Origin of the sequence: Nocardioides nematodiphilus, assembly GCF_020216525.1 — a bacterium.
In the GTDB taxonomy this organism is placed as follows: Bacteria; Actinomycetota; Actinomycetes; order Propionibacteriales; family Nocardioidaceae; genus Nocardioides; species Nocardioides nematodiphilus.
This window is the reverse complement of the sequence record NZ_JAIWOY010000012.1, coordinates 33,945-57,166: the sequence shown is the minus strand read 5'-3', so window position 1 is coordinate 57,166 and position 23,222 is coordinate 33,945. Positions and strand designations below refer to the sequence as shown.

General features: G+C 70.9%; 22 protein-coding genes. 1 reads left to right on the top strand and 21 read right to left on the bottom strand.

The features are described 5' to 3' along the window. Positions 1-16 precede the first annotated feature (16 nt). The 14 genes from KSO98_RS16565 to smc form a co-directional block, all read right to left on the bottom strand. The gene (locus tag KSO98_RS16565) at positions 17-877 is read right to left on the bottom strand and encodes a CHAD domain-containing protein (RefSeq protein ID WP_225286810.1); all 861 of its coding nucleotides are present in this window, start codon (positions 875-877) and stop codon (positions 17-19) included. 78 nt (positions 878-955) lie between these two features. Beyond that, positions 956-1,198, bottom strand: a complete 243-nt coding sequence (locus KSO98_RS16560) for an RNA-binding protein (RefSeq protein WP_225286809.1) — start codon at positions 1,196-1,198, stop codon at positions 956-958. Between the two features lie 2 nt (positions 1,199-1,200). Further along, positions 1,201-1,683 (bottom strand): 30S ribosomal protein S16, encoded by a 483-nt coding sequence (gene rpsP / locus KSO98_RS16555; RefSeq protein ID WP_225286808.1) that lies wholly within the window; start codon positions 1,681-1,683, stop codon positions 1,201-1,203. A 162-nt stretch (positions 1,684-1,845) separates the two neighbouring features. Continuing rightward, the gene (locus KSO98_RS16550; protein WP_225286807.1) at positions 1,846-2,928 is read right to left on the bottom strand and encodes an amidohydrolase family protein; all 1,083 of its coding nucleotides are present in this window, start codon (positions 2,926-2,928) and stop codon (positions 1,846-1,848) included. Between the two features lie 51 nt (positions 2,929-2,979). Beyond that, positions 2,980-5,046: a glycoside hydrolase family 3 protein gene (locus KSO98_RS16545; RefSeq protein WP_225286806.1), complete on the bottom strand. Its 2,067-nt coding sequence runs from the start codon at positions 5,044-5,046 to the stop codon at positions 2,980-2,982. 156 nt (positions 5,047-5,202) lie between these two features. Next, on the bottom strand, positions 5,203-5,568 hold the full coding sequence (locus KSO98_RS16540; protein WP_225286805.1) for an NYN domain-containing protein: 366 nt from the start codon (positions 5,566-5,568) through the stop codon (positions 5,203-5,205). A gap of 283 nt (positions 5,569-5,851) precedes the next feature. Then, positions 5,852-7,420, bottom strand: a complete 1,569-nt coding sequence (ffh, locus tag KSO98_RS16535; protein WP_225286804.1) for a signal recognition particle protein — start codon at positions 7,418-7,420, stop codon at positions 5,852-5,854. Positions 7,421-7,486: 66 nt separating this feature from the next. Then, on the bottom strand, positions 7,487-9,703 hold the full coding sequence (locus tag KSO98_RS16530; RefSeq protein WP_225286803.1) for a [protein-PII] uridylyltransferase: 2,217 nt from the start codon (positions 9,701-9,703) through the stop codon (positions 7,487-7,489). Between the two features lie 25 nt (positions 9,704-9,728). Further along, positions 9,729-10,067 carry a P-II family nitrogen regulator gene (locus KSO98_RS16525; RefSeq protein WP_225286802.1) on the bottom strand — a complete coding sequence of 113 codons (339 nt, stop codon included), beginning with the start codon at positions 10,065-10,067 and terminating at the stop codon, positions 9,729-9,731. Positions 10,068-10,146: 79 nt separating this feature from the next. Then, the gene (locus tag KSO98_RS16520) at positions 10,147-11,421 is read right to left on the bottom strand and encodes an ammonium transporter (RefSeq protein ID WP_225286801.1); all 1,275 of its coding nucleotides are present in this window, start codon (positions 11,419-11,421) and stop codon (positions 10,147-10,149) included. Positions 11,422-11,603: 182 nt separating this feature from the next. Next, positions 11,604-12,731 carry a signal recognition particle-docking protein FtsY gene (gene ftsY / locus KSO98_RS16515; protein ID WP_225286800.1) on the bottom strand — a complete coding sequence of 376 codons (1,128 nt, stop codon included), beginning with the start codon at positions 12,729-12,731 and terminating at the stop codon, positions 11,604-11,606. Positions 12,732-12,765: 34 nt separating this feature from the next. Next, positions 12,766-12,957, bottom strand: a complete 192-nt coding sequence (locus tag KSO98_RS16510) for a hypothetical protein (protein WP_225286799.1) — start codon at positions 12,955-12,957, stop codon at positions 12,766-12,768. Between the two features lie 69 nt (positions 12,958-13,026). After that, positions 13,027-13,476, bottom strand: coding sequence for an acyl-CoA thioesterase (locus tag KSO98_RS16505; RefSeq protein WP_225286798.1), 450 nt, complete (start codon positions 13,474-13,476; stop codon positions 13,027-13,029). Continuing rightward, a complete protein-coding gene (smc, locus tag KSO98_RS16500; RefSeq protein WP_225286850.1) occupies positions 13,469-17,023 on the bottom strand; it encodes a chromosome segregation protein SMC in 3,555 nt (1,184 codons plus the stop codon). The genes KSO98_RS16505 and smc overlap by 8 nt, the downstream gene beginning before the upstream one ends. 121 nt (positions 17,024-17,144) lie before the next feature. On the opposite strand from smc, the gene KSO98_RS16495 reads away from it, so the two are divergent. Continuing rightward, on the top strand, positions 17,145-18,584 hold the full coding sequence (locus tag KSO98_RS16495; protein ID WP_225286797.1) for a DHA2 family efflux MFS transporter permease subunit: 1,440 nt from the start codon (positions 17,145-17,147) through the stop codon (positions 18,582-18,584). A 12-nt stretch (positions 18,585-18,596) separates the two neighbouring features. On the opposite strand, the gene KSO98_RS16490 is transcribed toward KSO98_RS16495, so the two are convergent. The 7 genes from KSO98_RS16490 to coaD form a co-directional block, all read right to left on the bottom strand. Continuing rightward, on the bottom strand, positions 18,597-19,778 hold the full coding sequence (locus KSO98_RS16490) for an acyltransferase family protein (RefSeq protein ID WP_225286796.1): 1,182 nt from the start codon (positions 19,776-19,778) through the stop codon (positions 18,597-18,599). Positions 19,779-19,897: 119 nt separating this feature from the next. After that, a complete protein-coding gene (locus KSO98_RS16485) occupies positions 19,898-20,095 on the bottom strand; it encodes a hypothetical protein (RefSeq protein WP_225286795.1) in 198 nt (65 codons plus the stop codon). 98 nt (positions 20,096-20,193) lie between these two features. Beyond that, entirely contained in the window at positions 20,194-21,039 is an 846-nt protein-coding gene (mutM, locus tag KSO98_RS16480; protein WP_225286794.1) for a bifunctional DNA-formamidopyrimidine glycosylase/DNA-(apurinic or apyrimidinic site) lyase, read from the bottom strand. Between the two features lie 26 nt (positions 21,040-21,065). Continuing rightward, the gene (rnc, locus tag KSO98_RS16475) at positions 21,066-21,833 is read right to left on the bottom strand and encodes a ribonuclease III (RefSeq protein WP_308012784.1); all 768 of its coding nucleotides are present in this window, start codon (positions 21,831-21,833) and stop codon (positions 21,066-21,068) included. Beyond that, positions 21,775-21,960, bottom strand: coding sequence for a 50S ribosomal protein L32 (gene rpmF, locus KSO98_RS16470; RefSeq protein ID WP_225286793.1), 186 nt, complete (start codon positions 21,958-21,960; stop codon positions 21,775-21,777). The genes rnc and rpmF overlap by 59 nt, the downstream gene beginning before the upstream one ends. 114 nt (positions 21,961-22,074) lie before the next feature. Further along, positions 22,075-22,626 carry a YceD family protein gene (locus tag KSO98_RS16465; protein ID WP_225286792.1) on the bottom strand — a complete coding sequence of 184 codons (552 nt, stop codon included), beginning with the start codon at positions 22,624-22,626 and terminating at the stop codon, positions 22,075-22,077. Between the two features lie 103 nt (positions 22,627-22,729). Next, positions 22,730-23,209, bottom strand: coding sequence for a pantetheine-phosphate adenylyltransferase (gene coaD, locus KSO98_RS16460; RefSeq protein WP_225286791.1), 480 nt, complete (start codon positions 23,207-23,209; stop codon positions 22,730-22,732). Positions 23,210-23,222: the final 13 nt, after the last annotated feature.

Below are 23,222 nucleotides of genomic sequence, written 5' to 3'. Positions count from 1 at the left end.
GTTCCCCACGCGGGGCTCAGCGCGTCAGCGCACGGGCCCGGTGCCGTGACTGGGCGGCCTGATCAGCGGCCTGGGCGTAGAGCAGCCCGAGCACGAAGGCGCTCCCGGTGTCGTCGACCGCGGCCGCGAGACGCCGGATGGTCTCCCGGGCGACGACCGCGTCCTGGAAGTCGCCGAGCACCTCCTGCAGCCCCTTGTAGTGGCTGCGCTGGGGCTCGCTGTCGTCGCTGCGCAGCGGACGGAGCACCTCGGCGGCGTAGCGGGCCCGCTTCGCCGCCTTGCGGGCGCGATGCAGTGCCTCGTCGTCGATGCCCTTGACCGCCGCAGCGAGGCGCTTGTCGGCCTTCTTGGCGGCCGCCTTCGCCGCGGTCCGTACGTCGCGGCGGTGCTCCTTCGCCGAGTCGGTCAGCGCGACCGGCGGGCGTACGCGCCACTCCTCCAGCAGGGCGCGCAGGGTGCGGTAGCGCTCGGAGACGAGCGTCTCCTCGACGACGGTGGCCGCGGCCCGCTCCTCGGTCAGGAGGAGCAGCTCGATCCGGGTCGCCACCCGGACCACGACCTCGTACGCGACATCCTCAGGTGCGATCTCGGCCAGGACGGTGATGAACCGGGCACGCTGCACCTGGCGGTCGCGCACCTCGCCGAGGATGCCCGCGAACCAGCTGAGCTCCTCATCGACCCACGCCAGGCGCTCCTCGGACAGCTCCACGAGGTCGGCGAAGACACGCAGCGTGCTGCGCAGGCGTCGCAGCGCGACCCGGGTCTGGTGGATCGCGGTCCTCTCCGGCACCTCCTCGAGGTGCTCCATCGCGGCCTCGACGTGTGCGGCCAGGTAGGCGGCGAGGGGCTGGTCCTGCGGTTCCACCGGTGCTGCCATGGCTCCAGCGAAGCAGAACGGGCGCCACCCCACCAGGGGTGACGCCCGTTCAGGCAGTGCTCTTGCGAGCTCGCTTGCTCAGCGGCGGCGGTCGACGTCCACGAAGTCAACCCGCGCGCCGGCCTTGCCGGACAGCGCGTTGATGACCGTACGGAACGCCGTCGCCGTGCGGCCGTTGCGGCCGATCACCTTGCCGAGGTCTTCGGGGTTGACCCGGACCTCGAGGATCGAACCACGTCGCATCTGCTTGTCGCGGACGACGACGTCGTCGGGGTGATCGACGACACCTCGGACGAGGTGCTCGAGGGCCTCAGCGAGCATGCTCAGGCCTCGGCCTCGGCGTCGGCGTCAGCCTCGGCCGGAGCCTCAGCCTCGACGGGAGCCTCGGCGGCCTCAGCCGGAGCCTCCTCGGCCTTCTCAGCCTTCTTGGACTTCTTCGAGATGGCCTCGACCGACGGGGCCGCGTGGGCCTCGGCGAGAGCCTTGTTGAAGACCTCGAGCTTGTCCGGCTTCGGGGCGGCGTGACGCAGGGTGCCCTCGGCGCCCGGCAGGCCCTTGAACTTCTGCCAGTCACCGGTCACCTTGAGGATGGCGGCGACGGCCTCGGTCGGCTGCGCGCCGACGGAGAGCCAGTGCTGCGCACGCTCAGAGACGACGGAGATGAAGGACGGGTCCTCCTTGGGGCGGTAAACGCCGATCTCCTCGATGACGCGGCCGTCGCGCTTGGTGCGCGAGTCGACGACGACGATGCGGTACTGGGGGACGCGAATCTTGCCGAGACGCTTGAGGCGGATCTTGACGGCCACGGTTGTGGTGTCTCCTTGAAATCGTAAGTGGGTGAGATTCCGTCGCCAGGTGGGGAACACCGGTCTCGGATCCTCGATGAAACCTGGGGCGCCGGGTGAGAGGGTCCCGAGCGCACAGGACTCAGCCGACGATTCTGCCAGAACCTGGCGGGGTACGCCGAATCAGCCCACGAACCCGCTGACGACGCTGCCTCGCAGCACCACGGCGACCGGCCGGGCCAGGGTGTCGAGGTCGGCGCGGGGGTCTGCGTCGTAGACCACGAAGTCGGCCGAGGCACCCTCCTCGACGCCGGGGAAGCCGAGCCACTCGCGCGCCTTCCAGGAGGCGGCACCGAGTGCGTACTCGGCCGGCAGGCCCATCTCGACCATCGCCCGGATCTCGCCGGGCAGGTTGCCGTGGCGCCGCTCGCCGCCTCCGTCGGAGCCGGCGTACATCGGCACCCCGGCCTCGTAGGCGCTCATGATCGTCTCGCGCCGACGCGCGTAGAGATCGGTCATCGTCGAGGCGTACGCGGGGAACTTGCCGCCGGCCTGCTCGGCGAAGGTCGGGAACCTCTCGGTCTGCATCACCGTCGGCACGATGGCGATGCCCTTCTCGGCGACCTGGGCGACCAGATCCGGGGTGAGGCCGGTGGCGTGCTCGATGCAGTCGATGCCGTGCTCGATCAGGCCGGGGAGGACGTCGGCGCCGAAGCAGTGCGCCGTCACCTTCGCGCCGTGGTTGTGGGCGACCTTGATGGCCTCGGCGAAGTCGTCGACGGAGAAGGAGGGGCGCAGGTCGCCCTCCTCGCGGGAGATCCAGTCGCCTACCAGCTTCACCCAGCCGTCGCCGCGCTGGGCCTCGCGGGCAACCGCCTCGACCAGCCCCGCGGGCTCGACCTCGTCGGCGTAGTTGCGCATGTAGCGGCGGGTGCGGGCGATGTGGCGGCCCATCCGGATCAGCCGAGGCAGGTCCTCGCGCTGCTGGATCCAGGTGGTGTCGATCGGCGAGCCGCAGTCGCGGATCAACAGCGCCCCGGCATCGCGGTCCTCGATCGCGGTCTGCTCGGTCTCCTGGAAGCTGATCGGCCCGTCGTCCCCCAGCCCGAGGTGACAGTGCGCGTCGACCAGACCCGGCACGATCCATCCGCTCGCCGCGAGCTCGGAGCCGGCCTGAGCCTCGAAGGTGATCCGCCCGTCGACGACGAAGACGTCCCTCGCCTCTCCATCGGGAAGAACCGGTCCATGGAAGCGCAGCGCGGTCATGACCCGGACGTTACCCGGGTCATGACCGCGCATGAGCTCACCGCTGATCGATCAGTCCTTCAAGCCGAAACCGAACGCGAAGAGCGGGTCGTACGTCGCGTCGCCGACGTTGATCGGCTCCTGGTCGATGCTCTTCGGCCAGGTGACCGGGAGCTTGCCGGCGTAGCGGTGCAGGCCGAACAGGTCGTCGGCCACGCCGATCCCCTCACTGCCCGGCAGCCAGCCGGCGACCAGCGCGTCGGTGACCGAGAGGACGTCCGGCGGGATGATGACCGGGCGGCCCGAGACGACCACGACGGTGCAGGTGGCGGCTGCGGCGCAGACCGTCTTGATCGCCTGGGTGTCAGCGGCCGCGAGCTGCATCGTCTGGGGCTGGCGCGGCACGTTGTTGTCGGCCGGGTCGTAGGCCCACTGCGGGCCGCCGACGTCGCCGAAGCCCTCCGCGTACGGCGTCTCGCCGACCACGACGATGCCGTCGGCGCCGGCCGGGACAGGCGTGGAGGCGTCGGCGCTGTAGGTCACGGCGCTGGTGCCGGAGTCGGCCTTGATCCCGTCGAGGATGGTGGTGCCGGGGACGACGTTGGTGGAGCCGCCCTGCCACGTCAGCGTCCAGCCGCCCGCCTGGTTGCCCATGCTGTTGGCATTGCTGCCCGCGACGTAGACCGGGTGTGCGCTCGGCTTGAGCGGCAGCGTGCCCGCGTCGTTCTTGAGCAGCACCTGCGACTCGGCCGCCGCCCGACGGGCGAGGGCGTGGTGCGCCGCGCTGCCGACCGAGGCGAGGTGCGTGCGGTCGGTGTACGGGTGCTCGAAGAGGCCGAGCTCGAACTTCACCCGCAGGATCCGCGCCACGGCGTCGTTGATCCGGCTCATCGGCACCGTGCCGGCCGTGACCAGCGAGGTCAGTGCGCTTTCGAACTCCGGGGCACCGGTGGTGCTGCCGGAGTACGGCTCCATGAACATGTCGATGCCGGCGTTGACGCCGGCCGCGACCTGCTCGCTGTAGGTGCCCGGCAGCTGCCGGATCGCCTGCCAGTCGGAGATCACCAGGCCCTGGAACCGCTGCTGTTGCTTGAGCCACCCTGTGATGAGGGCCCTGTTGGCGCTCATCTTGACCGGGTTGCCGAGGCCGTCGTCGGTGTAGTCGACGCTGGAGAACGACGGCATCACGGACTGGACGCCGTGGCGCTTGATCGCGTCGACGTACGGCGCGAGCGCGAGCCGGGCGAAGTCGGCCTTCGAGACCTGGTCGACGCCCTGGTCGATCGGGTACGAGCCGGTGCCGGCCTTGGTGGCGTCGTAGGTCGTCAGCCCATCACCGGCGAAGTGCTTCGCGGTCGCCAGCACCCGGTCGTTGTGGGCCAGGTCGCTGATCCGGTGACCCTGGAAGCCGTCGATCGCGGTCTCCATCGACTCGACCAGCTTGGGGTCCTCGCCGAACGACTCGTACGTCCGGCCCCAGCGGTCGTCGCGGGCCACGCAGATGCACGGCGCGAACGCCCACTGCGGACCCGAGGCCCGGGTCTCCTCGGCGGTGACGTGCTCGACCCGCTCGACGAGCGCCGGGTTGCGGGTCGCACCGAGGCCGATGTTGTGCGGGAACACCGTGGAGCCGGCGATGTTGCCGTCGCCGTGCACCGCATCGATGCCGTACAGGATCGGGATGCCGAGCCGGGTCGACAGCGCCGCCTTCTGGTAGGTGTCGACCATGTCGGCGAAGGCGGTCGGCGTGTTCGGGGTGGGGACCGAACCGCCGCCCGACAGCACGCTGCCGAGCTTCCAGGTCGCGACCTTGGTCGGGTCGGCCAGATCCTGCCGCTCGGCCTGGGTCATCTGGCCGATCTTCTCAGCGAGGGTCATCCGCGAGAGCAGGTCGGCGACCCGCCTGCCGACGGGGAGCCGGGCGTCCTTGTACGCCGGCCCGTGATGCCGGTGATGCTTGTGATGTCCATGGTGCTTGTGGTGGTGTCGCTTGTCCGCGTGGTGCGCGTGCTGTCCGTCGTGACCGTGACCTGCAGGTCGGGCGGTCGCCGGACCGGTGGCGAGCAGACCGAGTGCGAGGACGCCGGCTGCTGCGGCCGCCAGGGTGCGGCGGCCCGAGATGGGTGTGCGTGATGGCACGGGTGACTCCTTTGCCCGAGAAAAAGGAAGAAACGCGTTGTCACCCGTCAACGTAGGGACGTGACGTGGATCACGTCAACGCCCTATCGGGGCAGCCGCAGAACTGGTCAGCCGGCCAGACGGGTCGTCGGCGAAGAGCGCTCCCACAGGCGGGGGCTACAGCCGTGCGATCAGTTCCATCGGGCTCATCGTCGTCGCCACGGCGGCGACGTTGGCCTGCAGGGCGCGGTCGGCGGTGACGACGGTGACCCGCTGGCCCGTGGCAGCAGCCGCCCGGGCCTCGGCGACGATCGTGGAGTCCCCGTCCTTGGCGGCGTGCACCACCCGCAGCCCGCGTTGCTTGACCGCAGGGACGCCCTTCTTCGCCTCGCCCTCGAGGACGAGCACGATGGTGTCGTACGCGAGATCCGCGGCGCAGATCTCGTCGTACAGGCGGATCGCCGCGCCGGCGCGATCCTTCCACCAGGCGTCGGGGCGCGCGCCCACGACGTTGGCGGCGTCAACGACCAGGACGGTGGTCACCCCGCCCTCCAAAGGGTCACCGTGACCCTTTGGGGCGAGCGTGACCCTTGCGAGGGGTCACTCTCGCCGCGAAGGGTCACCGTGACCTTTTGGGGCGAGCGTGACCCTTGCGAGGGGTCACTCTCGCCGCGAAGGGTCACCGTGACCTTTTGGGGCGAGCGTGACCCTTGCGAGGGGTCACTCTCGCCGCGAAGGGTCACCGTGACCTTTTGGGGCGAGCGTGACCCTTGCGAGGGGTCACTCTCGCCGCGAAGGGTCACCGTGACCTTTTGGTCGCGCGAGGTCACTTCAAGAACTTGGAGAAGTCGCTCGGGAGGTTGAGCTGCGCGGCGGCGGCCTCGTAGTCGATGTCCTCGGTGCCCGGCTGGGCGAACGGGTTCGCCTTCGGCTTGGCGGCCTCGGCGGCAGCGGCGGCCTTCGCCTCCTGGGCGGCCTTGGCCGGGTTGCCGGACTTGCGGGCGCCCTTGCCCTTCTTGGCCTGCGGGGCCTGCTTGGCACCGGCGCGCTTGCCGAAGCCGGCACCGGGCATCCCGGGCATGCCCGGCATCCCGCCGCCGCTGGCGAGCTGCTGCATCATCTTGCGGGCCTCGGTGAACCGGTCCACCAGCTGGTTGACGTCGGAGGTCTGGCGACCCGAGCCCTTGGCGATCCGGGCGCGACGCGAGCCGTCGATGATCTTGGGGTTGGCCCGCTCGGCCGGCGTCATCGACTGGATGATCGCCTGGATCCGGTCGATCTCACGCTCGTCGAAGTTGGCGAGCTGGTCGCGGAACTGGCCCATGCCGGGCAGCATCCCCATCAGCTTCGACATCGAGCCGAGTTTGCGGATCTGCTGCATCTGCTTGAGGAAGTCGTCGAGGGTGAAGTCGCCGCCGGCGAGCTTCTCGGCCGCGCGGGCCGACTCCTCGGCGTCGAACGCCTTCTCCGCCTGCTCGATGAGCGTCATGACGTCGCCCATGTCGAGAATGCGCGATGCCATCCGGTCGGGGTGGAACAGGTCGAAGTCGGTCATCTTCTCGCCGTTGGAGGCGAAGATGACCGGCTTGCCGGTGAGGCTGACGATGGAAAGGGCCGCGCCACCGCGGGCGTCGCCGTCGAGCTTGGTGAGCACGACGCCGTCGTACCCGACGCCGTCGAGGAAGGCCTGCGCGGTGGTGACCGCGTCCTGGCCGATCATGGCGTCGACGACGAAGAGGACCTCGTCGGGGTTGACCGCGTCGCGGATGTCCGCGGCCTGCTGCATCAGCTCCTGGTCGATGCCGAGGCGGCCGGCGGTGTCGACGATGACGACGTCGTGCAGCTTGCGCTTGGCCTCCTCGATCGAGGCCTGGGCGACCTGGACCGGGTTGCCGGTGCCGTTGCCCGCCTCGGGGGCGTAGACCGGGACGCCGACGCGCTCGCCGTTGACCTGGAGCTGGTTGACGGCGTTGGGGCGCTGGAGGTCGCAGGCGACCAGCAGCGGGGACTTGCCCTGCTCCTTGAGCCAGAGCGCCAGCTTGGCCGCCAGCGTGGTCTTGCCGGCACCCTGGAGGCCGGCGAGCATGATGACGGTCGGGCCGGACTTGGCGTACCGGAGACGACGGGTCTCGCCGCCGAGGATCGCGACGAGCTCCTCGTTGACGATCTTGACGATCTGCTGGGCCGGGTTGAGCGCCTGGCTCACCTCGGCGCCGCGGGCCCGCTCCTTGACATTGGCGACGAACTCGCGCACCACCGGCAGCGCGACATCGGCCTCGAGCAGCGCGATCCGGATCTCGCGCGCCGTGGCGTCGATGTCCGCCTCGCTGAGGCGACCCTTCCCCCGGAGGTTCTTGAAGGTGTCAGCGAGCCGGTCGGAGAGGGTGGCGAACATCAGGTCCTTCTCGAATAAGCAGGTGGATCGTCGGGCGCAAGCCTAACCGGACCCTGTGCGCGCGCCCTACTCCCCCGCCAGCGCCGCCCGGACGGCTCCGGCGGCGCTCGCTGCCCGCTCCTCGGCGAGCGTGCCGGCCGAGGCCTCCTGCAGGTAGAAGACGTCGACGGCCTGCGGGCCGAGGGTGTCGACGTGGGCGCTGCGCACGGTGATCCCGAGCCGCGCGAGCGTGGCCGTGACGAGGTAGACCACCCCGGGCCGGTCGTCGGTACGGACCTCCAGCACGGTGGCGTGCGTGCCGGCCTCGGGCCGGATCACGACCGCGGGCGCCAGGCCGCGCGACGCGGCGGGCTTGAGCCGGGTGGACGGATCGAGGCGGCCCTCGCTGACCGCGGTGAACCGCTCGCGCAGCACACGCGGGTCGAGCGCCGGCTCGGCGACCTCCCACACGGTCACGCCGTACGGCTCCTGCGGCCACACGCGCGCCGACCTGACGGCGACGCGCTGCAGGCCGAAGGTGGCGGCCATGTCCGCGAGCAGGCCGACCCGGTCCGGCGCGACCACGGTGACCCGCGAGCCGTCCGACAGGGGGTCGACCACGATGGAGACGCCGCCGCGGCGGGCCTCGTCCGGGATGGCGACCGGCTCGAAGCTGTCGGTCGCGGCGGCACCCGCGCCGCTGGCCAGCCGCCGCTGCGCCCGGTCGGCGAGGTCGAGCACCTGGCGGGCGCGCCACGAGGTCCAGGCCTTGGGGCTGGTCGCCTTGGCGTCGGCCTCGGTGAGCGCGGTGAGCAGGCTGAGGGTCTCGGCGTCCTTGATGTGCTCGAGGATCACGTCCACGGTGGCGGGATCCTCCGGATCCCGGGTGGTGGCGGTCGTGACGAGCAGCAGGTGCCAGCGCACGAGGGTGGCGACCAGGTCGACGCCGCGCGCGTCGAAGCCCATCCGCTCGGCGATCGCCCGGGCGACCGGCTCCCCGGCAACGGAGTGCTCGACGAGGGAGCCCTTGCCGATGTCATGCAGCAGAGCGCTCACCAGCAGGACGTCCGCGCGACCCACGGAGCGGATCAGCGCGGAGGCCTCGATGCAGGTCTCGACCGAGTGCCGGTCGACGGTGAAGCGGTGGATGACCGAGGCGTGCGGCAGGAGCCGGACCTTCTCCCACTCGGGCAGGATCCGCTGCAGCGCGCCGGTCTCCTCGAGCGTCTCCCACACGTCGAGGAGACCCTCGCCGGCGGCGAGGAGGCGTACGAAGAGCTGGCGGGCCTCGGTCGGCCACGGCGCCGCCAGCGCGACGCCGTCGCGGGCCAGCCGGGCGGCGGTGGCCGGCGCGAGCACCACGTCGTGCTCGGCGGCGTGGGCGGCGGCGCGCAGCAGGAGCATCGGGTCCTGGGCGGGCCGGGCGGTCTTGTCGAGGACGACCTCGTTGGCCGAGAGGGCGACACCGGGGGCCAGCGGGGTGAGCTGCGGCGCGCGCGGCGAGGCGACGGCGCGGCGGGTGAGGTAGCCGTCGACCCGCCGCCAGCTGAGGTTGGACAGGTGGGTGATGCGGCGACCGATCTCGCGGACGAACCGCTGCGCGGCCCCCGCGTCGTCGAGCTCGAGACGGTCGGCGAGGTCGTCCCACATCTCCGGGACGATCCGGTCGCTGGCGCGCCCGGAGATCTCCTGCACGATGTCGCGCACGTCGAGCAGCGCCTTGCGGCACCGCTCGAGGTCGGCGTGCGGCACGTCGACCATCCAGGTGGCGACCACGGCGTTGAGAACGGTGGCGTCGCGCAGGCCGCCCTCCATCTCCTTGAGGTCCGGGACGCTGGCGTGGGCGAGCTCGCCGAGCAGCTCGTGCCGCTTGTGGGTGAGCTCGCGCAGCGCGGGCAGCTGGGCCACGGCGTGCTTGCGCCAGTGGGCCAGCATCGTGGTCCGGAGCTGGAGCGTCAGGTTGGCGTCACCGGCGAGGTGACGCAGGTCGAGCAGGCCGAGAGCGACCCGGATGTCGCCCTCGGCGGTGGCCAGCATCTCGGGCACCGAGCGTACGGCGTGGTCGATCTTGGCGCCCTGGTCCCACAGCGGGTACCAGATGGCCGAGGCCGTCTCGCCGAGGTCGACGTCGGCCTCGTGGACCAGGACGACGTCCCAGTCCGAGTACGGCGCCAGCTCGCGTCGGCCGTAGCCGCCGACAGCGATCAGTGCCGCACCGGTCTCGGGACCGCCCGCACCGGCGTACGCCTTCGCGCAGATCTCGTCTGCCTCCGTCGTACGCCGGCTGCGGTCGGTGTCCGTCATGGTGTGTATGGACTCAGATCACTGATCAGATGGCCGCGTCGTCGCGCTCGCCGGTACGGACCCGCAGGACCGTCTCCAGCGGCGAGACCCAGATCTTGCCGTCGCCGATCCGCTCGGTGCGGGCGGCGCGCTCGATCGCGGTGATGACGCTCTCGACGTCCTCCTCCGCGATCGCGATCTCGAGCCGGATCTTCGGGACCAGGGCGACGTCGTACTCGGCGCCGCGGTAGACCTCGGTGTGGCCCTTCTGGCGGCCGTAGCCGCTGACCTCGGACACGGTCATGCCGGTGACGCCGATGGCCTCGAGGGCGACGCGGACGTCCTCCCACTTGTGCGGCTTGATGACTGCGGTGACGAGCTTCATTTCTCTCCTCCGACGAGTGGGTGCATCACATGATGCCCCGTGCTGATGTCGACGTGCTGCGTGCCCCCGTGGGGACGGGTCACGCGAGCAGGCCCTTGGCCTGGGCGAGGTCGTAGGCCGACTCGCCGTGCTGGTCGGCGTCGATGCCGTCGACCTCGGCCTCGGCGGAGACCCGCCAGCCGATCGTGTACTTGATCGCCACGGCGATGATCGTGGTCAGGACACCGGTCCACACCAGGGTGAAGAGCGCCGCGATGGACTGGTGACCCAGCGAGGTCAGGCCGCCGCCGTAGAAGAGGCCGTCCACGCCGAGGGGCGCCGACTTGGTCGAGACGAAGCCGATCAGCAGGGTCCCGACGAGACCGCCGACGAGGTGGACGCCGACCACGTCGAGCGAGTCGTCGAGGCCGAACTTGTACTTGAGGCCGACCGCGAGTGCGCACAGGCCGCCGGCGATGGCGCCGACGATGATCGCGCCGGTGAGGCTCACCGAGCCACAGGCCGGGGTGATCGCGACCAGACCGGCGACGATGCCGGAGGCGGCGCCGAGCGAGGTGGCCTTGCCGTGGGTGATGCGCTCCACGACGAGCCAGGCGAGCATGGCCGCCGCCGTCGCGATCGTGGTGTTCATGAAGGTCGCGCCGGTCTCGCTCATGAACTGGGCGGAGAACTTCTTCGGGTCGCTCAGCGAGTCGGACGTGAAGACGATCGAGCCGACGTTGAAGCCGTACCAGCCGAACCAGAGGAGACCTGCGCCGATCATGGTGAGGGTCAGGTTGTGCGGGCGGTTGACCTCACGCGGCCAGCCGACGCGCTTGCCGATGACGAGCGCGAGGATGCCGCCGGCGATACCGGCGTTGATGTGCACCACCGTGCCGCCGGCGTAGTCCTGCGCGACCCAGTGGCTGGACAGCCAGCCACCGCCCCACACGTTGTGGGCGATCGGGAAGTAGCACAGGGTCAGCCACACCGGGACGAAGACGGCCCAGGCCGAGAGCTTGACGCGGTCGGCGACTGCGCCGCTGATCAGCGCGACCGTGATGGCGGCGAAGGTCAGCTGGAAGAGCACGTAGATGAAGTTGCTCGACGAGACCCCGTCGAGGCCCCACATGTGGAACGGGTTGGCGAACAGCTTGCCGTTGGCGTTGCCGGCGCCGTCGGCGCCCCACCCCTCCGACCAGCCCCACAGTACGAACACGATCGACGCGATACCGAACGAGACGAACGACATCATCATCATGTTGAGGACCGACTTCGAACGCGTCATGCCGCCGTAGAACAGCGCCAGCGCGGGAACGGTCATCATCAGGACAAGGGCCGTCGCCACCAGCATGAAGGCGTAGTAGCCGTCCATTGGACCTCCAGGGACTCACAGCTTGAGACAGAGGCCCGGGGCCGCGACCACGTTGTCGCGGCGCCGGGCTCTGATGAACTGGGAGCAACCCTGGGGCCGACAGATTTCGACGCCGCACACCGAATGTTGCGGGCATGTAACAGCTCTCGCGAGGCTGTTACAACCCCGCTTCGACCTGGCTGTCAACCGAGCAGGGCGTCGACGAAGGCCTCGGGGCTGAAGGGCGCGAGGTCGTCGGGGCCCTCGCCGAGCCCGACGAGCTTCACCGGGACGCCCAGCTCGCGCTGGACCTGGACGACGATGCCGCCCTTGGCCGAGCCGTCGAGCTTGGTGAGCACGATGCCGGTGATGTTGACGGCCTCGCTGAAGACGCGGGCCTGGATGAGGCCGTTCTGGCCGGTGGTGGCGTCGAGCACGAGCAGGGTCTCGGTGACCGGTGCGGTCTTCTCGATGACGCGCTTGACCTTGCCGAGCTCGTCCATCAGGCCGGCCTTGTTCTGCAGGCGGCCGGCGGTGTCGACGATGACGGTGTCCACGCCCGCGTCCGCACCGGACTTCACCGCGTCGAACGCGACGCTGGCCGGGTCGCTGCCCTCGGGGCCGCGCACGACCTCGACGCCCACGCGCTCGCCCCAGGTGCCGAGCTGCTCGGCGGCCGCGGCACGGAAGGTGTCGGCCGCACCGAGGATGACCGTGCGGTCCTCGGCGACGAGGATGCGGGCGATCTTGCCGACCGAGGTGGTCTTGCCGGCGCCGTTGACGCCGACGACGAGCACGACGCCGGGGTGGCCGTCGGCGCCGCTGACCTGCAGGCGACGGTCCATCGACGGGTCGACGAGCTTCACCAGCTCCTCGCGCAGGACCGTACGAGCGTCGGTGTTGCCCTCGACCCGCAGCCGGGCGCGCAGGCTCTCGACGAGCTCCTGGGTCGGGCCGACGCCGATGTCGGAGGTGAGGAGCACGTCCTCGATGCCCTCCCACGTGTCCTCGTCGAGCTGGTCACGCGAGATCAGCGCGAGCAGGCCGCGGCCCAGGGCGTTGTTCGAGCCGGCGAGGCGTTGACGCAGGCGGACCAGGCGGGAGGCCGGCGCCTCGGGGCGCTCGAGCGTCGTCGCAGCAGGCTCCTCGACCGGCGCCTCCGGCACGGCCTCGCCCTCGACCTGGGGCGGTGCCGGGATCGGCGCGGTGGGCACCGACGGCGGCGGAGCCGTACGACCACGGCGACGGCCGGCGAGCAGCGCGACGCTGCCGCCGATGAGTGCGATCGCGGCGACCGCGATCACGAGGATCAGAAGGGCAAGCTCGGACATGGGTCCATCCAATCAGAGGCGATGATGCCGCCCCTCAACGGCGGAGCGACCAGTCCTTGCTCTCCTCCGGCTCCAGTGTCGGCATGGCGTCGGCCGCCTTCTCCATCGCCTCCCCGACCCAGGGCACGTAGGGGGTCTTGTGTCCGCGTGCGGGGTAGGCGACGTAGACGACCACCCCACCGGCGAGCAGCAGGATGATGAGCATGGCGATCGTGATGGTCAGCATGGCTGGCGTTCCCTCTCCCGAGATCATTCGGCCCCACCCTGCCATGGGACGGTCCCGGGTCCCCGCATCTCAGGGCAGGAGTCGGGTGACTGCGTCCCTGATCACATCGGGCATCGGGGCGACCGCGCGCTCGGGGGTGGTGTTGTCGACGTAGACGTGCACGAACCGGCCCTCGGCGGCGGCCTCGTCGCTGTCGCCCTGGAAGAGCCCGATCCGGTAGACGATCGAGGAGGTGCCGACCTTGTCGACGACCAGGCCCGCCTCCACCGGCTCGGGGAAGCCGATCTCGCGCAGGTAGCGGCACGAGGTCTCCGCGACCACGCCGATCTGCGGCAGATGCCGGACGTTGGTGCCGGTCGCCTCGAACAGGTAGGCGTTGACCGCGGTGTCGAAGTACTCGTAGTACGTCGCGTTGTTGAGGTGCCCGTACGCGTCGTCGTCGCGCCAGCGGGTGGTGATCGTGCGCCAGTGGACGTAGTCGGCGCGGGTGGGCTTGGAGCGGTTGGGACTGTCAGGCACTGGCTTCCTCTGGCTCGCGGAGTCGCTGGGAGATGACGGTGGAGACGCCGTCGCCGCGCATGGTCACGCCGTAGAGCGCGTCGCCGACCTCCATCGTGCGCTTCTGGTGGGTGATGACCAGGAGCTGGGAATGGGCGCGCAGCTCCTCGTAGATCTCCAGCAGGCGCCCGAGGTTGGTGTCGTCGAGCGCCGCCTCGACCTCGTCGAGGATGTAGAACGGCGAGGGGCGGGCCTTGAAGAGCGAGACCAGGAACGCGACCGCCACCAGCGAGCGCTCACCGCCGGAGAGCAGCGAGAGCCGCTTGACCTTCTTGCCTGCCGGGCGGGCCTCGACCTCGATGCCGGTGGTGAGCATGTTGTCGGGGTCGGTGAGGATCAGTCGGCCCTCACCGCCCGGGAAGAGGCGCGCGAAGACGTGGTCGAACGCCACCCGTACGTCCTCCCAGGCCTCGGTGAAGACCTGCTCGACGCGGGCGTCGACCTCCTTGACGATGTCGAGGAGGTCCTTGCGGGTCGAGCGCAGGTCCTCGAGCTGCTCGGTGAGGAACTTGTGCCGCTCCTCCATCGCGCTGAACTCCTCCAGCGCGAGCGGGTTGACCCGCCCGAGCTGGTTGAGCGCACGCTCGGCGCTCCTGAGCCGCTTGGCCTGCTCGTCGCGGTCGTAGGCGATCGGCTCCTGCTCGGTCCCGTCCTCCAGCGGCGGCTGGGGCACGAGCGTGTGGGGGCCGTACTCGGCGATCAGCGCCTCGGGCTCGGTGCCGAGCTCCTCGATCGCCTTCTCCTCGAGCTGCTCGATGCGCATCCGCTGCTGGGCACGCGCCATCTCGTCGCGGTGGACAGAGCTGACCAGCTCCTCGAGCTCCTTGGCGCGGTCCCGCAGGGACGCCCGTACGGAGGTGAGCTGCTCCTCGCGACCGCGCCGGGCGGCCTCGATCTCGCTGCGGGCGGTGGCGGCCTGCTCGATCGAGCCCTCGAGCCGGTCCAGGACGTGCGCGACGGCGACGCTGACCGCCTGCGCGGCCCGGGCCTCACGGGCGATCCGCTCCCGGCGGGCGGCAGCCTTCGCGCGGGCCTCGCGCTCCTGCTGAGCGGCGCGGCGCAGCCCGTCGGCGCGGCCGTGCAAGGCACGTGAGCGCTCCTCGGCGGTGCGCAGCGAGAGACGGGCTTCCATCTCGGCCTGGCGGGCCTCACGCGCGGCCTCGGCGAGGCGCTCGCGCTGGGCGGTGTCGGGCTCCTCCTCCGGCGCCTCCTCGGCGCGGGCGAGCCGCTCCTCGAGCTCGGCGAGGCCGGCGACGGCCTGCTCCCGGGCCGCCTCTGCCTGGGCGATCGAGGCGGTGAGCCGGTCGGCCTCGCCGCGAGCGGCGCGGGCGTGCGCGCCGTGCTGGCCGAGCTCCTCGGCGACCGCGGCCAGGGTCGCGTCGGACTCGTGCAGCTTGGCCAGGGCGACGTCGACGCGCTTCTGCGCCTCGAGCCGCTCGGCCTCGAGCCTGGTCGTCTCGAACGTGCTGCGCTCGGAGGCGGCGATGGCGGCGGCGAGCTGCTCGGCAGCCTCGTCGACGGCGGCCTGGACCTCGATGAGGCTCGGGGCGCTGGTCGAGCCGCCGGCGGCGCGGTGGGCGCCGAGCAGGTCGCCGTCACGGGTGACGGCGGTGAGCTCGGGCTGCTTCGCGACGAGGGTGCGGGCGGCTGCGAGGTCGTCGACGACGACCACGGCGCCGAGCAGGCGTTGGACGGCGGGCTGGAGCGCGGCCGGGCACTCGACGACGTCGACGGCCGGCGTGCCGGACACCGGCCTCGCGGGCCCGGCGCCGGACGCCGGGGCTCCGCCGAGCAGGAAACCGGCGCGGCCGAGGTCGTCGGAGCGCAGGTGGTCGATGGCGGTGACCGCCGCAGCGGCGTCGGCGACGGCCACGGCGTCGGCGGCGCTGCCGAGTGCGGCGGCGATCGCGGTCCCATAGCCCTGCTTGACGGCGAGCAGGGCGGCGACCGAGCCGAGGACGCCCGGCAGCGAGCCGTCGGCGGCGGCGCCGAGCAGCGCGCCGGCGCCGTCCTTGCGGTTGAGTCCGAGCTCGAGGGCCTCCTTGCGGGCGGCGAGCGCGGAGCGGTCGCGATCGGAGGCGGCGGACTCCTCGCGGACGGCGGCGAGCCGCTCCTCGATCTGCTCGAGGATCGCGGCGGCGTCCTCGTACTCGGCGTCGAGGGACTCCTCCCCCGCATCCAGCCCGGCGACCTTGGTCTCGAGGGCGGTGAAGTCCTTCTGGGCGCGGTCGGCCCGCACGATCGCCTCGTCGCGGGCCTCGGTGAGCCGGCCGACCTCCTCGTCGGCGGCCGCTGCCCGGGACTTCAGCGCACCGATCTGGCCGGCGAGACGGGCCACGCCCTCACGGCGATCGGCGGCGGCGCGCTGGAGGGCCGCGATGCGGCGGTCCTCCTCGGCCGCGGCGTCCTCCGCGGCCTTGCGGGCCGTGACCGCCTCCTCGAGCGCGGTGCGCTGCTCGTCGACCTCCGCGTCGATGGCGCGCTCCTGCTCGGCCGCGCGCTCGGCCTCGGCCTCGAGCTGCTCGGGGTCGCGGCCGGTGCGGGTCTCGACCTCGCTGCTCGAGGTCGCGTTGCGCAGCCGCTCGGCGGCCAACGACTGGGTGCCGCGGAATCGCTCGCGCAGGCCCGACAGCGCGAACCAGGTCTCTTGGGCCGCGGTCAGGGCCGGCAGGTCCTCGCGCAGCGCGGCCTCGAGGGTGGCCTCGTGCTCGCGGCCGGCGGCGACCAGGGCCTCGACCTCCTCGCGGCGCGCCACCAGGGCCGACTCATCGGCCATCTCCTGCTCCAGCGTGCTGCGCGCGGTGACCAGGTCGTCGGCGAGCAGGCGGGCACGCGCGTCGCGTACGTCCGCCTGCACCGTGGCCGCCCGGCGCGCGACCTCGGCCTGGCGGCCGAGCGGCTTGAGCTGGCGGCGGATCTCGACGAGCAGGTCGTTGAGCCGGTTGAGGTTGCCCTCGGTGGAGTCCAGCTTGCGGAGCGCCTTCTCCTTGCGCTTGCGGTGCTTGAGGACGCCGGCGGCCTCCTCGATGAACCCGCGCCGGTCCTCCGGCGTCGCGTGCAGGATCGTGTCGAGCTGACCCTGGCCGACGATGACGTGCATCTCGCGCCCGATGCCGGAGTCGGAGAGCAGCTCCTGGACGTCGAGCAGCCTGCAGGTCTGACCGTTGATCGCATACTCCGAGCCGCCGCTGCGGAACATCGTGCGCGAGATGGTGACCTCGGCGTAGTCGATCGGCAGGGCGCCGTCGCTGTTGTCGATGGTCAGGACGACCTCGGCGCGACCCAGCGGGGCCCGCCCGGAGGTGCCGGCGAAGATGACGTCGTCCATCTTGCCGCCGCGCAGGCTCTTGGCGCTGGCCTCCCCCATCACCCACGCGAGCGCGTCGACGACGTTGGACTTGCCGGAGCCGTTCGGCCCCACGATGCAGGTGATCCCGGGCTCGAGCTGGAGCGTCGTCGCGGACGCGAAGGACTTGAACCCCTTGAGGGTCAGGCTCTTCAGGTACAACGCCACTCCCGGTGTCCGTGTGTGAGAACTCGGCTGATCTTGTCAGAGGACCCTGACAGGATGGTCGACGCGGGGAAGCTCGGCGCCCCAACCTTAGCCCGTACGAAAGGCCTCTCCCCTCATGTCGTCCCCCTCGGCGCTGTCTGAGACCGCGCTGCCCCCTGGATATGCCGCCCGCTGGTTCGTGATGGCGGTGGTGATCATCGCTGATGTGATGGACCTCGTCGACAGCACCGTCGCCCAGCTCGCCGGCCCCTCGATCCGCGAGGACATCGGCGGCTCGGAGACGACGCTGCAGTGGATCCTGGCCGCGTACACGCTGACCTTCGCGGTCGGCCTCATCACGTCGGCGCGCCTGGGCGACATCGTCGGGCGCCGGCAGATGTTCATCCTCGGCATGGGCGGCTTCACCGTCGCCTCACTCGCCTGCGGGCTGGCGCCGACGGCGACGACGCTGATCGTCGCCCGGGTCATCCAGGGCCTGTTCGGCGCGACGATGATCCCGCAGGGCTTCGCGCTCGTGAAGCAGTCCTTCCCCGAGGACGAGCTGCAGAAGGCGTTCATCCCCTTCGGCCCGATCATGGGTCTGTCCGCGGTCCTCGGTCCGATCCTGGGCGGCTTCCTCATCGACGCCGACATCGCGGGCAGCGGCTGGCGCGCGATCTTCCTGATCAACGTCCCGATCGGCCTGGTCGGCACCTCCATCGCCTGGCGCCGCCTCCCCGACATGCCACGCACGCCCGGTGTCCGGCTCGACCCGGCCGGATCGATCCTCATCACGATCGCCGCCGGTGGCCTGATCTACGCGCTCGTCGAGGGTCGCGATCTCGGCTGGCCGACCTGGCTCTACGGCGTCATGGCCGGCGCTGCGGTCGTCTTCGCGGTCTTCGTGTGGAGCGAGCGGCGCAGCGACCATCCGATCATCGAGCCGTCGCTGTTCACCCACCGTGGCTTCGTGGCCGGCCTGGTCTTCCTCGGCACCTTCTTCCTGTCGATGGTCGGCGTCGGGCTGATCCTCAGCCTGTTCATGCAGCTCGGCCTGGGCTACTCGGCGCAGCATGCGGCGATCGCGCAGACCCCGTACGCGCTGGGCATGGCCGTGGGCGCCGCCCTGTCGGGCGCTCTCCTCGGCCCCAAGCTCGGGCGGCACGTGCTGCACATCGGCCTGTCGATCACCATGGCCGGGATGCTCTGGTTCAGCGCGATCGCCGGTGGCCTGGAGCACGGCGCCAGCGCCTGGCACCTGTCACTGCCGTTCCTGATCACCGGCTTCGGCAGCGGCCTGATCTTCGCGCCGCTCTTCGACATCGTGCTGTCCGACCTGGGCGATCACGAGGTCGGCTCGGGTTCCGGCCTGCTCAACGCGGTGCAGCAGTTCGCCGGAGCGCTGGGCGTCGCGGTCCTGGGCACCGTCTTCTTCCACTGGCTGCCCGAGCAGGGCTTCGGCGTCTCGACGCGCTGGGTCGTGTGGGTGACGGTCGGCTGCTACGCCGCAGCGTTCTGCTCGGCGTTCCTGCTGCCGATGCGGGCGAAGATCCGCGAGGCCGCGCTCGCCCACTGACGCAGGCGCGGATCAGGCGTCGGCGCCCAGCTGGGCGGGTGGCATCGCCGCGTCCTCCGCCGGCTTCCTGGCGCCCAGGACGAGACGCGCTTCCTTCCACCGCATCGCCGGTCGCTCGACGAGGTGCCAGGACGCGCAGGCGGCCACCGCGGTCAACGCCGCGCAGGCGGCGACATAGGCAGGCAGCCCGGCGGCACTCAGCCCTGCCCAGACCAGGATCTGCTGGATCGGGAAGGCGTAGATGTAGACGCCGTAGGAGTAGTCGTTGCGGGCTCCGATCTGCCGCAACCGCGGGATCGACAGCGCCGAGGCCCACAGGACCACGTAGCTGAAGGCCGGCACGCCGACGGCGCCGAAGTAGCCCTCGCGAGCCGTGAACACCACGATCACCGCAGCGATCGCGGCGACTCGAGCGTCCAGGGGGAACCACCGCGGGTATGCCGCCGCCACCGCGCCGAGCAGGAACGCGAGAAGGAGGACGGCGAGCTGGTTGCCATCGATCCCCAGGTGCGGTGAGCTCGGCAGCTCCCGGGCGGCCGCTGCGAAGCCCGGCCCCGCACGGAAGGCATGCACCGACGAGGCGAGCACGGCGAGGAACGCGAGCAGGACGATCGGCCGTGCGAGCCCGCGCCCGACGTAGACGGCGAGCGCGACCAGGATGTAGCAGAGGAACTCATAGTGCAGCGACCACAGCGACCCGTTGAAGACGCTGCCGTGCGACGTGCCCCAGGGCGTCCCCGCCAGGATCGTGCCGATGCCGTACTGGTGCATCGTCAGCCAGGCGTTCTCCACCAGATAGCCGACGGGGGACGGCGACTCGGCGAAGAAGCCGTGCAGCGTGCCGCGGTGCGCGAGATAGACGGCCGGCGCCGCCACCAGCGCGGTCACCACGAGACAGAGCCAGAACGCTGGAAAGATGCGCAGGACGCGGTGCCAGAAGTACCTGCCCGCCGAGCCCAGGCGGGTCGCGGAGCGGAAGATCAGGAACCCCGAGAGCACGAAGAAGCCGTAGACCGCCAGCGTTCCGAGGTTCGTCTGGCCACGGAACCACCCGGTCAGCGGCTCTCCCCGGCCGAAGCCCAGGATGAACGAGTGGGACACCAGCACCGATCCGGCCAGGAACAGACGCATGAACCCGACGATGTTGCTGCGGGGGTCGAAGGCGGTCGCAACGGTCTTCAACGGGAAACGCACACCGCATGGTAGAGGGCCGGCGGATCAGGTCCGGCCTTGGGAAACGCGAAGAGCCGCCCCCGACCATGGTCGGGGGCGGCTCTGTCGGTTGGTGCCTGGGATGCGTACCGTCGTCCGGATCAGACGCTCTGCATCTCCTGGATCTCAGACTCGAGCGCATCGGCGTGAGCCTGTGCCAGCGAGTCGTTCTCGGTCTTGAGGGAGAGGACGAGCTGCTCGAGCTCCTGCACACGCGCACGCAGCCGAGCGTTGTCGGCGATGAGGTGGTGCGGCATCCGCAGGTCGCTGTGCATGTAGCCGATCAGCGCCTTGGCCATAGGAGGACGTTCCTTCGTGTGATCACGTGGGCCCGGATGGACCGTCTACCAGAGTCGCACCAATCAAGCGCATGGTCAATCCGGGCCGTCGGCCCCGGTCAGGAGCGGCGGCGCGGCGCGGGCTGGCAGACCGGGCAGAAGTATGAGGAGCGGTTCATGAAGGCCACCCGCCGGATGGGCGTGCCGCACCTGTGGCAGGGCTCGTCCTCGCGCCCGTACGCGTGCAGCGACCGGTCGAAGTAGCCCGACTCGCCGTTGACGTTGACGTAGAGGGCGTCGAAGGAGGTGCCGCCCTGGGCGAGGGCGTCGGACATCACGTCGATGACGTGGCCGAGCAGCTCGAGCACCTGGGCCCGGGTGAGCCGGTTGCCCGGGCGCTCCCCGTGCAGGCGGGCGCGCCACAGCGCCTCGTCGGCGTAGATGTTGCCGACCCCGCTGATCACGGTCTGGGTCAGCAGGAGCCGCTTGATCCCGCTCGCCGAGCGGCGCACGCGCGCGACGAACCACTCCGGGTCGAACGCCGACTCCAGCGGGTCCGGCGCGATGTGCGCGATCTCGGTGGGGATGTCGGCTCCCCCGGGGCTCAGCGACAGGCCGCCGAACATCCGCTGGTCGACGAAGCGCAGCTCGTCCCTGTCCAGGGCGAACCGCACGCGCAGGTGCCGCTCGTCGGGCGAGCCGACGGGCTGGACCAGCATCTGGCCGCTCATCCCGAGGTGGGCCATCAGCGCGTCACCGGAGTCGAGTGGCAGCCAGAGGTACTTGCCGCGGCGTCGCGCCGCGACGATCTCGCGACCGCTCAGCACCGCCGAGAAGTCGGCCGGCCCGGCCAGGTGGCGGCGTACGGGGCGCGGGTGGAGGACCTCGACGGCGGCGATCCGCGCGCCGACGACGTGGCGCTCGAGACCGGCGCGCACGACCTCGACCTCGGGCAGCTCAGGCAACGCAGTGCTCGGGCACGAGGCGCGACTCAGGCGTCGGCGGGGACGGCGGTGAGCTCGAGGTAGGCGGTCTCCGCGGCGGCCTGCTCGGCCTCCTTCTTGGAGCGGCCCACGCCGTTGCCGTAGAGCTTGTCGCCCACCCGGACCTGCGCGGTGAAGGTCTTCATGTGGTCGGGGCCCTCGGCGGTGATGACGTAGTCAGGCACGCCGAGCGAGAGCTCCGCGGTGATCTCCTGCAGCGACGTCTTCCAGTCCAGGCCCGCTCCGAGTGCCGAGGCGTCCTCGATGAGCGGGTCGAAGAGCAGATGCACGACCTGCGCCGAGACCTCGATGCCGCCACTGAGGTGGACGGCGCCGATCACGGCCTCGACGGTGTCCGAGACGATCGAGGACTTGTCGCGACCACCGGTCGCCTCCTCGCCCCGACCGAGCTTGATGTGCTGGCCAAGACCGATGCCGCGGCCAACGACCGCTAGTGCGCGAGCGTTGACCACGGCAGCCCGCAGCTTCGCCAGCCGACCCTCGGAGAGGTCGGGGTGCTTGCGGTAGAGCGTCTCGGTCACCACCACACCGAGCACGGAGTCCCCGAGGAACTCGAGGCGCTCGTTGGTGGGGATGCCGCCGTTCTCGTACGCGTAGGAGCGGTGCGTCAGGGCACGCTCCAGCAGCTCGGGGTCCAGGATCGGATCCCCGAGCGCTGCTCGGAGGTCGGCGTAGTTGGTCAGGAGACCGGGTAGGTCAGAGGACCTGGCGACGGTCGGTGCGCGAGCCGTACTGGCCGCACTCGCCGCACGCACGGTGCGACAGCACCTTGGCACCGCAGGCGGGGTTCGCGCAGGTCGCAAGGTTGGCCGCAACAGCCTTCCACGCCGACCGACGGTGACGGGTGTTGCTGCGCGACATCTTCCGCTTCGGAACAGCCACTGTTCTCTCCTCTAAAAAGTCGAACGCCCTTTCGGGCAACCCGGGAAGTCTAACGGGATCGGGTTCAGGGCTCCAATCGGCCCGTCCTCGACCCCTTGGTAGGTGGGGAGCTGGTTACTTCTCGTCGTCCTGCAGGCCCTGGAGACTGGCCCAGCGCGGGTCGATCGCGGCCTCATGGGTGTGCGCCGGGTCCTCCTTGAGGGAGGCACCGCACTCCTGGCACAGACCGGGGCAGTCGTCGGAGCACAGCGGCTGGAACGGGATCTCCAGCACGATCGCGTTGCGGATCGCGGTCTCCAGGTCGATGTGCTCCTCGACCACGACGCTCAGGTCCTCAGCCTCGTCGTCGTCACCGGAGAGCTCCGGGGCCTCGTAGAGGTAGAGCTCCTGGAAGGTGGCCTCGACCTCGTCCTCGATCGGGTCGAGGCACCGGACGCACTCGCCCTTGAGGTCGGCGAAGACGCTGCCGGTCGCCAGGACGCCGTCGACGACGGCCTCGAGGCGGACGTCGACATCCACCTCGTCGCCCTCGGGCACGGCGAAGACGTCGATGCCGAGCTCCGGCGGCGCCGGGACGGTCAGCTCGTACTCCCGCTGGGTGCCGGCACGGCGGCCGAGCTCGCGGGCGTCGAGGACGAAGGGACCACGCAGGTCGATCTTGCTCACGGGCCTGAGTTTAGGCGAGTAAGCGAGCGACAGCGCGAACGAGGGACGAGATCAGGCGCTGGCCGCGAGCGCGCGAGCCAGCCGCGCAGCGGCTAGGCGGGGACTAGTGAGAGGCGTGCTTCTCCGCGAGCGCCGCCACGACGTACGGGGGCACGAAGGTGGACACGTCGCCGCCGAACGCGGAGACCTCCTTGATGAGGCTGGAGGAGACGAAGACGTTCGTCGTCGCGCCCGGCAGGAAGACCGTCTCGACGCCGGTGAGGTGCACGTTCATCTGCGCCATCGGCAGCTCGTACTCATAGTCCGTCGCGCCGCGGATGCCCTTCACGATCGCGACCGCGCCGATCTCACGGCAGAAGTCCACGATCAGCCCGGTGAACCCCTCGACCCGGACGTTCGGGAGGTCAGCGGTCGCCTCCTCCAGCATCGCGATCCGCTCGTCGGGCGAGAAGAGCCGGCTCTTGGAGATGTTGGTGCCGGTGGCGACCACGACCTCGTCGAAGAGCCGCGAGGCGCGGCGGAAGATGTCGATGTGACCGTTGGTCACCGGGTCGAACGAGCCCGGGCAGACGGCACGGCGCATCTCGGTCCTCCAG

Bases quoted from the DNA above. Each gene is read 5' to 3' on its own strand.
- KSO98_RS16550 (WP_225286807.1), bottom strand. From the start codon at position 2,928: ATGACCGCGCTGCGCTTCCATGGACCGGTTCTTCCCGATGGAGAGGCG.
- KSO98_RS16525 (WP_225286802.1), bottom strand. From the start codon at position 10,067: ATGAAGCTCGTCACCGCAGTCATCAAGCCGCACAAGTGGGAGGACGTC.
- ffh (WP_225286804.1), bottom strand. From the start codon at position 7,420: ATGTTCGCCACCCTCTCCGACCGGCTCGCTGACACCTTCAAGAACCTC.
- KSO98_RS16560 (WP_225286809.1), bottom strand. From the start codon at position 1,198: ATGCTCGCTGAGGCCCTCGAGCACCTCGTCCGAGGTGTCGTCGATCAC.
- coaD (WP_225286791.1), bottom strand. From the start codon at position 23,209: ATGCGCCGTGCCGTCTGCCCGGGCTCGTTCGACCCGGTGACCAACGGT.
- KSO98_RS16495 (WP_225286797.1), top strand. From the start codon at position 17,145: ATGTCGTCCCCCTCGGCGCTGTCTGAGACCGCGCTGCCCCCTGGATAT.
- KSO98_RS16485 (WP_225286795.1), bottom strand. From the start codon at position 20,095: ATGGCCAAGGCGCTGATCGGCTACATGCACAGCGACCTGCGGATGCCG.
- ftsY (WP_225286800.1), bottom strand. From the start codon at position 12,731: ATGTCCGAGCTTGCCCTTCTGATCCTCGTGATCGCGGTCGCCGCGATC.
- KSO98_RS16565 (WP_225286810.1), bottom strand. From the start codon at position 877: ATGGCAGCACCGGTGGAACCGCAGGACCAGCCCCTCGCCGCCTACCTG.
- KSO98_RS16530 (WP_225286803.1), bottom strand. From the start codon at position 9,703: ATGACGGACACCGACCGCAGCCGGCGTACGACGGAGGCAGACGAGATC.
- KSO98_RS16520 (WP_225286801.1), bottom strand. From the start codon at position 11,421: ATGGACGGCTACTACGCCTTCATGCTGGTGGCGACGGCCCTTGTCCTG.
- KSO98_RS16510 (WP_225286799.1), bottom strand. From the start codon at position 12,957: ATGCTGACCATCACGATCGCCATGCTCATCATCCTGCTGCTCGCCGGT.